Raw genomic sequence first — 10,959 nt, 5'->3', positions numbered from 1 at the left:
GATCTAGCGGATCTGCGCGACAAAGTCGCTCACCAACTGCGCAAACTCCACGGGCAGTTCCACGGCACTCAAATGCGCGGCGGGCAGCGACACCAGCTGCGCGCCCGGAATCTGCGCCTGCATGTCCTCGGACAGGGCAGGCGGCGTGGCCTCATCGCGACTGCCCGCAATGAGCAGCGCAGGGCAGGCGATGCGCCGATTGCTCTCGCGAAAATCGATGCCGCCCACGGCCGCACAGGCCGCCGCATAGGGCTTGGCCGCCAAAGCCTCCAGCCCTGCGCGCAAGGCGGCCACGCGGGCCGCCTGCCCGGTACGGAACTCGGGGGTGAACCAGCGCTGCATGGCGCCGTCGGCAATCACCGCCACGCCCTGGTCGTGCACGGTGGCAATGCGCGCCTGCCAGCCTGCGCGCGCGGCCTCGTCGTAGTAGCTGGCCGAATTGGCGATGGTGATGCTGCGCACCAGCGCCGGATGGCGCACGGCCAGGGCCTGGGCCGTCATGCCGCCCATGGACAGGCCCACGAAGTGCACCGGCCCCTGGCCCAGCGCCTCGATCACGCCGGCTGCGTCGTCTGCCAGGTCGTTCATGTCGAAGGCCTCGCCGATGGCGGGCGAGCGGCCGTGGCCCCGGTGGTCGTAGCGCACCACGGTGAAGCGGTCTTCCAGCGCCTGGGCAACGCCGTCCCACATCTGGAGGTCACAACCGAGCGCGTGGCTCAGAACGAGGGCCGGGCCTTGGCCCTGCTGCACAACATGGAGTTTCGACATGGCGGTCACTGCTTGGGGAAAAGGCGATTATGGGATGGCCCATGCGGGCATGCGGCTACGGATACCACGCATATCCGGCATCTCAGCCCCATAATCCCCAGCCATGCACGCCCTGCGCAACTCCGTCTCACTGGCCCGCCTGGTCATGGCGTGGTTCGCGTTGACGCTGGGCATGGCGGTGGCATCGCCCCTGGTGCATCCCCAGGCCATGGAGCTGGTCTGCACGGCAGGCGGCAGCGTCAAGCTGGTGGTGGTCAATGGCCAAGAGGGGCAGGCGGTGTCTGCCCAGCATTCGCTGGACTGCCCTCTGTGCCTGGCGGTGACGCCGCCGCCCGCGCATGTCTCCCCCTCCTGGGCGCAACCGCAGCCGCTGGGCCGCGCGCTGCAGCCCATCGTCTCCGCACGCATTGCCTCCCTGGTCGGCGCGCCGCTGCCGCCGCGCGGGCCTCCCTTGCCGTTGTCGATCGCCTGAGGCATTGGCTGCCGTCCAGCGCTGTCCAGCGTGGTCTGGAGCTTTCTGGCCGCTTGCCTGTCTCAGAACATTGCCGCACCGGCCGGGCGCAGCCTTGGCGCTGCGGCTCCGCCAAGATTCCATGCAGGGAAGCCATGTTCCGTTCCGATTGCCATGCGGTGCCGCAGCGCGCCGCCGATTTTTCTTCGACCCTCCCATCCGTTGCTCCCGTTGCCCTGTCTCGCCGTGCCTGCCTTGGCGGCGGCCTGGCCGCACTGGCGCTGCTGGCCGGCTGCAAGCCCGCCACCGTACCGTTCAAGGGCATCGACCTCACCGGCGCGCAGTACGGCCGGGACTTCCGCCTGCGCGATGCCGATGGACGCGAGCGCACGCTGGCCGACTTCAAGGGCCAGGCCCTGATGGTCTTTTTCGGCTTCACCCAATGCCCCGATGTCTGCCCCACGGCGCTGACGCGCGCGCTGGAGATCCGCCAGTTGCTGGGGGCCGATGGCACGCGGCTGGCCGTGGCCTTCATCACCATCGATCCCGAGCGCGATACGGCCCAGGTGCTCAAGGCCTATGTGGGCGCCTTCGACCCCGGCTTTGTCGCGCTGCGCGGTGACGAGGCGCAGACGGCCGAGGTCGCCAGGGAATTCAAGGTCTTCTACAAGAAGGTGCCCACGGGTGCGTCCTACACCATGGACCACTCGGCCATCACCTATGTCTTCGATCCCGAGGGCCGGCTGCGCGTGGCGTTCCGCCATGAGCAGGACGCGCAGGACTGCGCGGCCGATCTGCGCCAGATCCTGGGGGCTGCATGAAGAGCTTTGCACTTTCTCTGGCCGGCGCCGCAGGCCTTTGCGCGGCATCCTCCGCCCTGGCCCAGGCAGAACCTGTTCTTGCGGATGTGGAGGTGCGCGCCAGTGGCGCCGCCGCCACGCCCGAGGCGCGTGCCGCCCAGGCCGTGCAGGCTGCGCGCGATGAACTGTCGCAGCGCGCAGGCGGCACGGCCGTCATCGATGCAGCCAGCTACGCGGCCGGGCGCGCCAGCACCGCCGCCGATGCACTGGCCTACGCGCCCGGCGTGCTCGCACAGACGCGCCACGGCCCGGAGACGCGGCTGTCCATCCGCGGCTCGGGCGTGCAGCGCGGCTACCTGATGCGCGGCATACAGCTCTACCAGGACGGCATACCGCTGAACCAGGCCGATGGCGCGGCGGACTTCCAGTCCATCGACCCCATGGCGGCCCAGCATGTCGAGGTCTGGCGCGGCGCCAATGCGCTGGAGTACGGCGCCAGCAGCCTGGGCGGCGCGATCAACTTTGTCTCGCCCACCGGGTTGACGGCGCCTGCCGCATCGCTGCGGCTGCAGGCCGGATCGTTCGGCCAGCGGCAGGCACAGGCCCAGCTGGCGGGTCGTGGCGATCGGGTGGATGGCCTGCTGAACATCGGCCGCAGCGAGCAGGACGGCTGGCGCGAACAGTCGGCCTGGCGCACGCAGCGCCTGTCCGGCAATGTGGGCCTGCAGCTCACTGATACGCTGGAGCTGCGCGCCTTCCTGTCCCATGTGGATGCCGACATGCAGATGCCCGGCAGCCTCACGCGCGCGGCCATGCTGGCCAATCCGCGCCAGGCCGCGCCCGGCTATGTGGCGCAGGACGCCGGCAACAACTATCGCCAGACGCGCGGCGCCCTGCGCATGGACTGGCAGCCGCGCGAAGGCCTGCGCTGGACCACTTCGCTGTTCGCCGCGCAGCGCGACCGCTTCCACCCCATGACCATGGGCATCGTCCAGCAGGACATGCGCGACACGGGCCTGGACTCGCGCCTGGTGGCCGAGCTGGGGCAGGGCGGTGGCCTCACGCGCAGGCTGGTGCTGGGCTTTTCCAGCGCGCAGCTCGATGGCGATGAATGGCGCTACACCAATGCGGGCGGCGCGGCCGGCACGTCCACGGGGCGCACGCGCGTGAAGGCGCAGCAGGACGTGGTCTATGGCGAATACAGCCATGGCCTGAGCACCCGCTGGACGCTGCAGGCCGGCCTGCAGTTCGTGCGCGCCCAGCGCCGCCAGGACAATCTGCTGGCGCCCGCCGCCAGCTACGACGTGGATTTCAGCCACACCTCGCCCAAGCTGGGCCTGCTGTTCGCGGCCACGCCCACGTCGCAGTGGTACGCCAACATCAGCGGCAGCTTCGAGGCACCACCCATTGGCGAGCTGGTCTACCAGCCTTCGCTGCCGCTGGGGCGCGCGCAAAGCGCAACCACGGTGGAGGCCGGCTGGCGCGGCCACGGCGAGGCCCTGGCCTGGGACGCCGCGCTCTACCACTCGCGCGTGCGCAGCGAACTGCTGGCGCTGACCGACGCCAGCGGCGCGGCCCTGGGCACCACCAATGCCGACCGCACCATCCACCAGGGGCTGGAGCTGTCCATGCAGGCACGGCTTGCGCCGCGCTGGTCGCTGCGCACCCAGTACCTCTACAGCGACCTGCGCTTTGACAACGACGCCGTCTACGGCCGCCGCCGCCTGGCCGGCATCCCGCCGCACCTGCTGCGGGCCGAGCTGCAGTGGAAGGCCACGCAGCAGGTCACGGTCGCGCCCGGCCTGGAGTGGCTGCCCTCGCGCACCTGGGTGGACCATGCCAACACCGTGGCCTCCGATGGCTATGCGCTGCTCAACCTGCGCTTGAGCGGGGCGCTGGGCGATGGCTGGAGCTGGTTCGTCGAAGGCCGCAACCTGACCGACCGGCGCTATGCCGCGACCACGGCCGTACAGGCCAATGTGCGCGGCGTGGACGGTGCCTACTACTTTCCCGGAGATGGCCGGGCCGTTTACGCAGGCCTGAGCTGGCGCATGCCCTGAGGGGCCGGGCGCAGCGGCGAAAGGCGCCGCTGCCATGGCGTGCGACCTGGCATGGCGCGCTCCTGCCTTGTGCTAAAAATGGGCCGGTCCATCCACCCCGATGCCCATCCAGCCCGAAGGAAAGGCACACCCGGCGCCATGAAGAGGCTTCTTTCCGACAAGGTGCTCCGGCGCCTGGTGCTCGGCAACCTGCTGGTGGCCGGCCTGCTGGGCCTGGCCACCTGGTTGAGCCTGCGTGCCAACCACCAGGCCGACCTGGACCTGGGCGTTGCCGTCACCCGGAACCAGGCGCGCAGCCTGAGCCTGGAGCTGAACGCCGAGATGCGGCTGGTGGACAACGCCCTGGCCACCGTCGCGGGCCGCTACCGCAGCCGGAGTCTGGAGGGCGCGGACGTGGCGGCGCTGGCCCTCTATGAAATCCTGCAGGAGCAGCGCGCCCTCGTTCCCTTCGTCACGGCGCTGCGCGTCACCGACGCCAATGGCCAGGTCCTGCAGACCGCCAACGAGGATGAGCCGGCGTTCTCCGTGGCCGATCGAAGCTACTTCGACCGCGCGCGCAACACCGACCGCATGGTGGTCTCCGACCCGCTGGTCAGCCACTCCTTCAAGAAATGGGCCATCGTGCTGGCGCGGCGGCTGCAATCCGGCGACGGGGATTTCCAGGGCATCGTCTACGCGGTCGTCGCGGCCGAGCATTTCCAGTCGCTGTTCCGCCGCCAGGCCTTCGGGCCCGACAGCGCCATTGCGCTGCGTTCGGACAAGGATCTGCTGGTGGCCCGCTACGCGGCAGGCGATCCCCAGCCCATGGCCGGCATCGGCGGCTCGGAAGTCTCGGGCGAGTACCACCGGGCCCTGGCCGATGACCGGGAGCTTGGCTGGTACATCACGCCCACGCTGCTCGATGGCGTGGAGCGCATCACGGCCTACCAGCGCCTGGCCGGCTATCCGCTGACCGTCTTCACCGGCCTGGGCACGGAAAGCTACCTGGCGGGGTGGCGTGCATCGGCCTGGCGTGCCTGGGCGCTCACCGGCCTGAGCATCGCGCTGATCGCGCTGGGTTCGGTCAGCCTCTATCTGCTGCAGCAGCGCGAACGCGTGGCGCGCATCCGGCTCGCCGAACTGCTGCGCCAGCAGGAACTGTTCATGGACAACGACCTCATCGGCATGGCGCGCCTGCGCGAGCGCCGGCTGCTGTGGACCAACCAGGCCATGCAGCGCATGCTCAAGCGCCCGGCCGGCGAGCTGCAGGGCACCTCGGCCCGCATCCTCTACCCGGACGAGGAAACCTACGAACGCTCCGGCGAACTGGCCTATGGCGCACTGCGCTCCGGCGGAAAATGCCACACCCAGATGCAGTTGCAGACCCGCGATGGCAGCCTGCTCTGGGTCGATGTCAGCGGCGCGGGCCTGGCCGATGGCGAATCGATATGGGTCTTCGTGGACATCGACGCCCTCAAGCGCGGCGAGCAGGCGGCCCAGCACCAGGCATTGCACGACGTGCTGACCGGCCTGGCCAACCGCCGCGCGTTGCAGGCGCGGCTGCAGCGCGCGCTGGCCCAGGCCAGCGGCCCCGGCCAGCTGGCCGTCTGCTTCATGGACCTGGACGGCTTCAAGCAGGTCAACGATACCGAAGGACACGATGCCGGCGATGAAGTGCTGCGCATCATTGCCCGCCGCCTCACCACCCAGGCCCGCGAAACCGACTGCGTCGCCCGCCTGGGCGGAGACGAATTCGTGCTGCTGCTGGACAAACTGGCCTCCGCCGAAGACGCCTTGCAGATCATGCAGCGCTGCCTGGCCTCCATCTGCCAGCCCATCCGCCTGCATGGCGGCGCCACCGTGCAGGTCGGCGCCAGCATGGGCGTTGCCCTCAATGCCGCCCGGGAAGATGCCACCCAGCTCCTGCAGCGCGCCGACGAGGCCATGTACGCGGCCAAGCGCGCGGGCAAGGGGCGGATCGTGCTGGCGGGTGGGTAGGACTATGGAGGCCGTGCCGCTGCTGTGATTGGGGCAGTTGCCGGGGCAGGTGGTGCCTTGGGCTCAACAAGGCAAGACCTCGAATGCCGAACCAAAAGACGACGCAAGGCCGTTGATGGCCCGTGTGCACACGCGTGCCCGGTTGAATGCGATGTCGCACAGCAGCGCGATGGCAAAGGCCAGATAGGCCATGTAGGCCAGGCCGATGTAGGTGCCAAACACAATGGTGTGCAGCCAGTCCTGTGCGAACAGATACAGCATGGCAGTCACCGCCGAGGCGGTCACCAGCACGATGGCGGGCAGTGCCAGCTGCAGCCCCGCCCGCCTGCGTCGCGCCGTCACGCCGGTCAGGGCCAGAAACACCAGCGCATTGGACGCAGTGAAGATCCTGAACTCCCGCACCAGGCTGGCCGTGGTCTGGTGGTAGGCCGACTCGATGAATTCCACCAGCCGGGCTCGCATCTGGATCAGCGATGCCAGCTGGTTGGCTTGGCGTTGCTGCGCGTAGACGGCCTTGCGCTTGCGGCATTCGCAGTCGGCGCGGCGCATGTCGGTCATGACCGAAGCCAGCTTGTCGGGGATGCCTGCCTCGATCTCGCGCCGCACTGCGGCGATCTCGCTCTCTGTCCTGCCAAGCGCCTTCTGGGCCAGGCCCGCCATGCGCGAGCCTGTCAGCGTATCCAGCTGGGTGCCCAGCCTGCGCTCGATCTCGATGCGGATGATCTCCTTGCCCAGGTTCTCGACCAGCAATGGCGAGGAAAACGACAGGGCGAAGGCTGCGCCGAACACAAGCGTGCCCAGGATGCCGAAGCAAAGAATGAGGATTCGCATGCGCAAGCGGTGCCGTGGCTTGTCAACCCTTGCGCGGCGCCATGCCCAGCGTGGCCAGCAGCCCCGCGCAGGCATCCTCCACCAGGTCCAGCACGTCCTCGAAACCCCGGTCGCCGCCGTAGTAGGGGTCGGGCACTTCGCGTGCCGCGTGTTCGGTGCAGAAGTCCGTCAGCCGATGCACCTTGTGCCATTCGCCCTCGGGGCAGATCCGGTGCGCTGCAGATTCGTTGGCGCCGTCCATCACCAGCACCTGGTCGAATGCCCTGAAATCCTCTGCCCGAAGCTGCCGCGCGCGCTGCTGCGACAGGTCATAGCCGCGCCGGGCGGCATGGGCCTGGGAGCGGCGGTCGGGCGCCTCGCCCACGTGGTAGCCGTGCGTGCCCGCAGAGTCCACTTCGATGCGGCCTGCCAGGCCCGCGTCGGCCACCATTTTCTCGAGCACGCCGTGGGCCGTGGGGCTGCGGCAGATGTTGCCTGTGCAGACCAAGAGGATTCTTTTCCTCTCTGTAGAACCTCCTGTGTTACCTAATTGTTCCCTAATTTGTTCCATATCCCCTCCTGTGGATAAGAGGCGCTACGACACCTTCACGCGCACCGGCTCAATGCCGCGCGGATCTGCGTAAATCGCAGCCGCACTCTCCGATTTGTGGCCCAGCAGTGCTTTGGTATCCACGTTGCCCTGGGCCATGTACGTGCGCTTGGACAGGGAGCGTATCTCATGGAATGTAGGCGCGTTCTCGCCCGTGATCCCTGCGAGATCGCGCGCTTCCGTGAATGCCTTGGTGATGCGGTCCACGAATACCGCGCTGCCAGCCTCCACGCCTGCACGGTATGTCTTTCGGTGATGCACTACATACTTGCTGACCACGTTTGATCGGCATGCAGACAATGCATCCAGCAGCGTCATGCCCATCGCATCCATCCTCAGAGACAATGGGATCTCCAGCCAAATGCCTGTCTTCGCGCGGTTGATCGTCAGAAACTCCTTGCCAATTGCTTTGCGCTCCAGCTTGGAAACAGTATCTCGATCCATGCCGGAGATCAGGGCCAACAGCATGGCGCCAGGCAGCCAAGGCGCCACCTCTGGCGCCTTGTCCAGAATCTGGCGGAACTGGTCAAGCGTCAGGCGGCTTCTGGCTGTCTTGGCCACCGGCTTGGAAGTTGGCTCCACAGGGTTTTCATCCATCCACCCTAGCGTGCGGCCACGGCTGCAGACGGCGTACAGCCGAGCCCTCAGCGCCTGCGCAGAACGCTTCCTGCCTGCTTCTGCCTCATCCTCGATGAACTTCGCGCAGTGAGCCACCGAAAGGCCGCCGCATGCGATCTGCCCCAGGCCTTCGCGGATCTTCTTGTCAAGAGATCGGTTGCTTTTTGCCGTGTTGTAGACCGGGCTGACTGGCATCTTGTCGAGCAAGTCGGCGATCGTGTTGTCCTTTCCTTGGATGCGCTCCAGTAGTGCCGGCTTGTCCGAAAGCACAAAAGCAAGCGCTTCGTTCGCCTCGCGCTTGGCTTGAGCGATGGAGACGCGGCCTATCGCAAGGTCTTTGCCCGTCGCCGGGTTGCGCCATGTGAAGTACCCGGGCCGCGGCTCGCGCAGGCCGGCAGGCCAGTCCCTGCGCACTCTATCCCTTGGCCTTGCAGCCATCTCATGCCGCCTTTCTCACGCGATCCAGTAGCGTTTGCCGCTGGTTATGGTCGATAGGGCGTGCGTCTTCTTGCACGTAGTAGCACTTCCCCACCTTGACCGGCTTCGGCTCGATCTTCCCATCTCGCACCAGTCGGCGCAGCGTCCAAAGGCTTGGGATGGGGTCAAAGTGCCGCGCAGCCCAGTCCAAGAGTTTGATTCGTTTGCTCATGGTTTGCTCATGAAAAAGCCCCGACTAGCGGGGCTGGGGTTGGCGATGACGGCGCATCAAGTTTGTCGATAGCGGCCAATCCTCAGGACGAGGTGGGGCGAAAAGATCATCGATCTCGTCCACCTTGTGTCCGCAGCGCGTGCACTCTTTGTAGGAGTGCCAGACCCTTGACCATGCCGGGTAGCCTGATGCGGTGGTGATTTCTTTGCATCCGAAGATGCGGCACCAGAGCTTGCGTTCTGCCATGTCATCCCCTCAAATGAAAGAACCCGCTGGTGCGGGCCCTGGTTGCTGGTCCTGTGGCTCTTGCCACCTGTCGCGCTTGTCGCCGCGCTCGCGGGCTCGTTTGCTCATCAAATCACTCCATATCTGCCAAGCAACACCAGCACGTCGATAAGCGAAATGACTGCGAAATAGACGGCAATGCCGATGAGTAGTGCGTAGATCATGACGATCCTCCGGTGATGCCCGGCAGCGGGCCGGCGGCTTTGGATGTGAGCGCGGCGCGGCCCTCCTCGGTGAGGTGCAGGCGCGTGACATGCACGGGGCCGTCTGCAACCACCTCGCGGCTGGCGATGAGCGATACCGGCCGATCTTGCAAATTCGCGGTTTTGTCAACCAGCGTTCCTTGCAGATTCGGCGATTTGTCAACCAGGCCGGCATCGTACTGATCGGTGATCGCCACGAACCACGCCTCGGCCTCGGCCATGTCGTTGAAGTGCAGGCTGACCGTGGCGGCGCCGTCTACGCTGCTGGTCATCGCGCCGACACGGTAGCTCAGCGGCAGCGGCTTGCGCGCCTCCAGCTCTGCCAATTGCTGGGTGGCCTGAGCATGCATCTGGGCCTGCATGCGGTGCTGCTGGGCCAGTTGGTCGGCGCGGAGCTTGTGCTCTGCCGTGGCGCGGGCCTCGGCCACGAGTTGCGCCTCCAGCTCTGCGATGCGGGCGTATGGGTCGAAGGTGTCCGGCCTCTTGCTGTCTGCATAGCGCTCGGTGATGGCGCGGATTTCGGGGTGATGCTGGATGCTTCCCAGGGCCAGTTCCGCCGTCATGTGCGGCTTGCTGGCGTGATGCACGGCCCAGCGCTCCACGAACTCCAGCGTCTCGCGCATGGCCTCGTTGTCGGCCTGCAGGCGGCGCAGCTCCGCGGCGGCTGGCTGGAGCCATGCCGCGTAGCCGCAGAAGCCTTCCTCAAGGCCTCGGGCCAAGCGCTCCACGTCGGAGGGTGTTGGTGCTGTGGTCACGGGGTCTGTCCTTTCTCCAGCACCCTGAGGCGGGCGCGCAGGTTCCGGTTGTCGTTGAGCATGAAGCGCAGGGCCTCGGCAGACTCGCGAGCCGTGCGCTTGTGCAGCTCGCAGTGGTTTGCCCACATGGGGTCGTCGGCCGCGCGCTGTAGCGTGTCTGCGAGCTCCAGGACCTTCACCTTATTCGCCATGTGGTCCTTTCTGCTGCGCCTGGGCGCGCTCTGGGTGGTGGAGAGCGATGCGAACGGCCCACTTGCCGCCCATGGCAGAGAAGATGTCCCAGCCATGCCAGTCTGGCAAGGTGATGTCCGTCCATCCCGTTTCGATGGGGTGTAGGTGCACCGACCCCTCATGCGTTGTGATTGAGAGGCCCGGCACGCCGTCCACCTCCATGAGGCAGCCGACCGCCGTGCGCTTCGTGTTCATGCTCAGGTCAATCAGCACCACTGTGTCGCTCTGGTAAACGACGACAGCATGCGAAATCACGGCAGCTCCCTGCCGCTCAATGTGCAGCTTGGTCATGTGCTCTCCTTGTGCCCAGTGGGGCGCGCGGGTTCGTTACCAGACACGGAAGCCTCCAGACTTCTCGGCCCAGTCAGCAAATGCGCGCGTTTCCTCAACGAAGTCGCGGCGCACGGGCAGGGTGTAAAGGCGGGTGCGGTCGTCACGCATGCGCTGCTGTTCGCTGGCCGGCATCTTTTCCCACTCGGCATACAGGCTGTCCTGCAGGTCGGCCACCCAGCGAGCGATCTGCGCCATCTGCTTCGCCTCGGAGGCCGAGACCCGGGCGCCATCGTTTGTGGAAACGCACAGTCCATCCTTGCGATTCCGCGCGACGTACTGCCCAGGCACGAAGGCCTTGCCATAGCCCAGGGGCAGGCCAACGCCGGCATCCAACATCCACGGCCACGAGAATCCGCCGGCGTTGAAGTCGCCTGCCGCCTTGTTTCGCGGGTTCAGGGTGTATCCCATG

The 10,959-nt window shown here is 66.9% G+C and carries 13 protein-coding genes; 4 read left to right on the top strand and 9 right to left on the bottom strand.

Annotated features, from left to right (window positions below):
• Nucleotides 1-3: 3 nt before the first annotated feature.
• Nucleotides 4-768 (bottom strand): alpha/beta fold hydrolase, encoded by a 765-nt coding sequence (locus ACFPFG_RS10995; RefSeq protein WP_197957185.1) that lies wholly within the window; start codon nucleotides 766-768, stop codon nucleotides 4-6.
• 103 nt (nucleotides 769-871) lie between these two features.
• On the opposite strand from ACFPFG_RS10995, the gene ACFPFG_RS10990 reads away from it, so the two are divergent.
• The 4 genes from ACFPFG_RS10990 to ACFPFG_RS10975 all read left to right on the top strand — a co-directional run bounded on the left by ACFPFG_RS10990 (nucleotide 872) and on the right by ACFPFG_RS10975 (nucleotide 6,056).
• On the top strand, nucleotides 872-1,240 hold the full coding sequence (locus ACFPFG_RS10990; protein WP_183018859.1) for a DUF2946 family protein: 369 nt from the start codon (nucleotides 872-874) through the stop codon (nucleotides 1,238-1,240).
• Between the two features lie 134 nt (nucleotides 1,241-1,374).
• The gene (locus ACFPFG_RS10985) at nucleotides 1,375-2,040 is read left to right on the top strand and encodes an SCO family protein (RefSeq protein ID WP_183018860.1); all 666 of its coding nucleotides are present in this window, start codon (nucleotides 1,375-1,377) and stop codon (nucleotides 2,038-2,040) included.
• Nucleotides 2,037-4,079, top strand: coding sequence for a TonB-dependent receptor family protein (locus tag ACFPFG_RS10980; RefSeq protein ID WP_380106513.1), 2,043 nt, complete (start codon nucleotides 2,037-2,039; stop codon nucleotides 4,077-4,079). Before ACFPFG_RS10985 ends, ACFPFG_RS10980 begins: the two co-directional genes overlap by 4 nt.
• 138 nt (nucleotides 4,080-4,217) lie before the next feature.
• Nucleotides 4,218-6,056, top strand: coding sequence for a sensor domain-containing diguanylate cyclase (locus ACFPFG_RS10975; RefSeq protein WP_380106511.1), 1,839 nt, complete (start codon nucleotides 4,218-4,220; stop codon nucleotides 6,054-6,056).
• A 63-nt stretch (nucleotides 6,057-6,119) separates the two neighbouring features.
• Here ACFPFG_RS10975 and ACFPFG_RS10970 read toward each other — a convergent pair whose 3' ends face one another.
• The 8 genes from ACFPFG_RS10970 to ACFPFG_RS10935 form a co-directional block, all read right to left on the bottom strand.
• Complete coding sequence (locus tag ACFPFG_RS10970) at nucleotides 6,120-6,887, bottom strand: hypothetical protein (protein ID WP_380106509.1); 768 nt, start codon at nucleotides 6,885-6,887, stop codon at nucleotides 6,120-6,122.
• A 22-nt stretch (nucleotides 6,888-6,909) separates the two neighbouring features.
• Nucleotides 6,910-7,437, bottom strand: a complete 528-nt coding sequence (locus tag ACFPFG_RS10965; protein ID WP_465251920.1) for a low molecular weight protein-tyrosine-phosphatase — start codon at nucleotides 7,435-7,437, stop codon at nucleotides 6,910-6,912.
• A gap of 24 nt (nucleotides 7,438-7,461) precedes the next feature.
• Nucleotides 7,462-8,532, bottom strand: coding sequence for a tyrosine-type recombinase/integrase (locus ACFPFG_RS10960; protein ID WP_380106507.1), 1,071 nt, complete (start codon nucleotides 8,530-8,532; stop codon nucleotides 7,462-7,464).
• A gap of 1 nt (nucleotide 8,533) precedes the next feature.
• Entirely contained in the window at nucleotides 8,534-8,743 is a 210-nt protein-coding gene (locus ACFPFG_RS10955) for an excisionase (protein WP_380106505.1), read from the bottom strand.
• A 445-nt stretch (nucleotides 8,744-9,188) separates the two neighbouring features.
• Nucleotides 9,189-9,986 (bottom strand): hypothetical protein, encoded by a 798-nt coding sequence (locus ACFPFG_RS10950; protein WP_380106504.1) that lies wholly within the window; start codon nucleotides 9,984-9,986, stop codon nucleotides 9,189-9,191.
• Nucleotides 9,983-10,177: a hypothetical protein gene (locus ACFPFG_RS10945; protein WP_380106502.1), complete on the bottom strand. Its 195-nt coding sequence runs from the start codon at nucleotides 10,175-10,177 to the stop codon at nucleotides 9,983-9,985. Before ACFPFG_RS10945 ends, ACFPFG_RS10950 begins: the two co-directional genes overlap by 4 nt.
• Entirely contained in the window at nucleotides 10,167-10,508 is a 342-nt protein-coding gene (locus tag ACFPFG_RS10940; RefSeq protein ID WP_380106500.1) for a hypothetical protein, read from the bottom strand. Before ACFPFG_RS10940 ends, ACFPFG_RS10945 begins: the two co-directional genes overlap by 11 nt.
• Before the next feature lie 36 nt (nucleotides 10,509-10,544).
• The gene (locus tag ACFPFG_RS10935) at nucleotides 10,545-10,958 is read right to left on the bottom strand and encodes a hypothetical protein (protein ID WP_380105560.1); all 414 of its coding nucleotides are present in this window, start codon (nucleotides 10,956-10,958) and stop codon (nucleotides 10,545-10,547) included.
• Nucleotide 10,959 lies beyond the last annotated feature (1 nt).

Source organism: Delftia deserti, from assembly GCF_042653485.1.
Classification (GTDB): Bacteria; Pseudomonadota; Gammaproteobacteria; order Burkholderiales; family Burkholderiaceae_C; genus Comamonas; species Comamonas acidovorans.
Note: the sequence above shows the minus strand (reverse complement) of the source record. Positions and strands in the feature narration are given on the sequence as shown.

Coding starts and splice junctions, on each gene's coding strand:
- ACFPFG_RS10980 (WP_380106513.1), top strand. CDS start 2,037: ATGAAGAGCTTTGCACTTTCTCTGGCCGGCGCCGCAGGCCTTTGCGCG.
- ACFPFG_RS10975 (WP_380106511.1), top strand. CDS start 4,218: ATGAAGAGGCTTCTTTCCGACAAGGTGCTCCGGCGCCTGGTGCTCGGC.
- ACFPFG_RS10985 (WP_183018860.1), top strand. CDS start 1,375: ATGTTCCGTTCCGATTGCCATGCGGTGCCGCAGCGCGCCGCCGATTTT.
- ACFPFG_RS10965 (WP_465251920.1), bottom strand. CDS start 7,437: ATGGAACAAATTAGGGAACAATTAGGTAACACAGGAGGTTCTACAGAG.
- ACFPFG_RS10945 (WP_380106502.1), bottom strand. CDS start 10,177: ATGGCGAATAAGGTGAAGGTCCTGGAGCTCGCAGACACGCTACAGCGC.
- ACFPFG_RS10970 (WP_380106509.1), bottom strand. CDS start 6,887: ATGCGAATCCTCATTCTTTGCTTCGGCATCCTGGGCACGCTTGTGTTC.
- ACFPFG_RS10960 (WP_380106507.1), bottom strand. CDS start 8,532: ATGGCTGCAAGGCCAAGGGATAGAGTGCGCAGGGACTGGCCTGCCGGC.
- ACFPFG_RS10935 (WP_380105560.1), bottom strand. CDS start 10,958: ATGGGATACACCCTGAACCCGCGAAACAAGGCGGCAGGCGACTTCAAC.
- ACFPFG_RS10940 (WP_380106500.1), bottom strand. CDS start 10,508: ATGACCAAGCTGCACATTGAGCGGCAGGGAGCTGCCGTGATTTCGCAT.
- ACFPFG_RS10995 (WP_197957185.1), bottom strand. CDS start 768: ATGTCGAAACTCCATGTTGTGCAGCAGGGCCAAGGCCCGGCCCTCGTT.
- ACFPFG_RS10955 (WP_380106505.1), bottom strand. CDS start 8,743: ATGAGCAAACGAATCAAACTCTTGGACTGGGCTGCGCGGCACTTTGAC.
- ACFPFG_RS10990 (WP_183018859.1), top strand. CDS start 872: ATGCACGCCCTGCGCAACTCCGTCTCACTGGCCCGCCTGGTCATGGCG.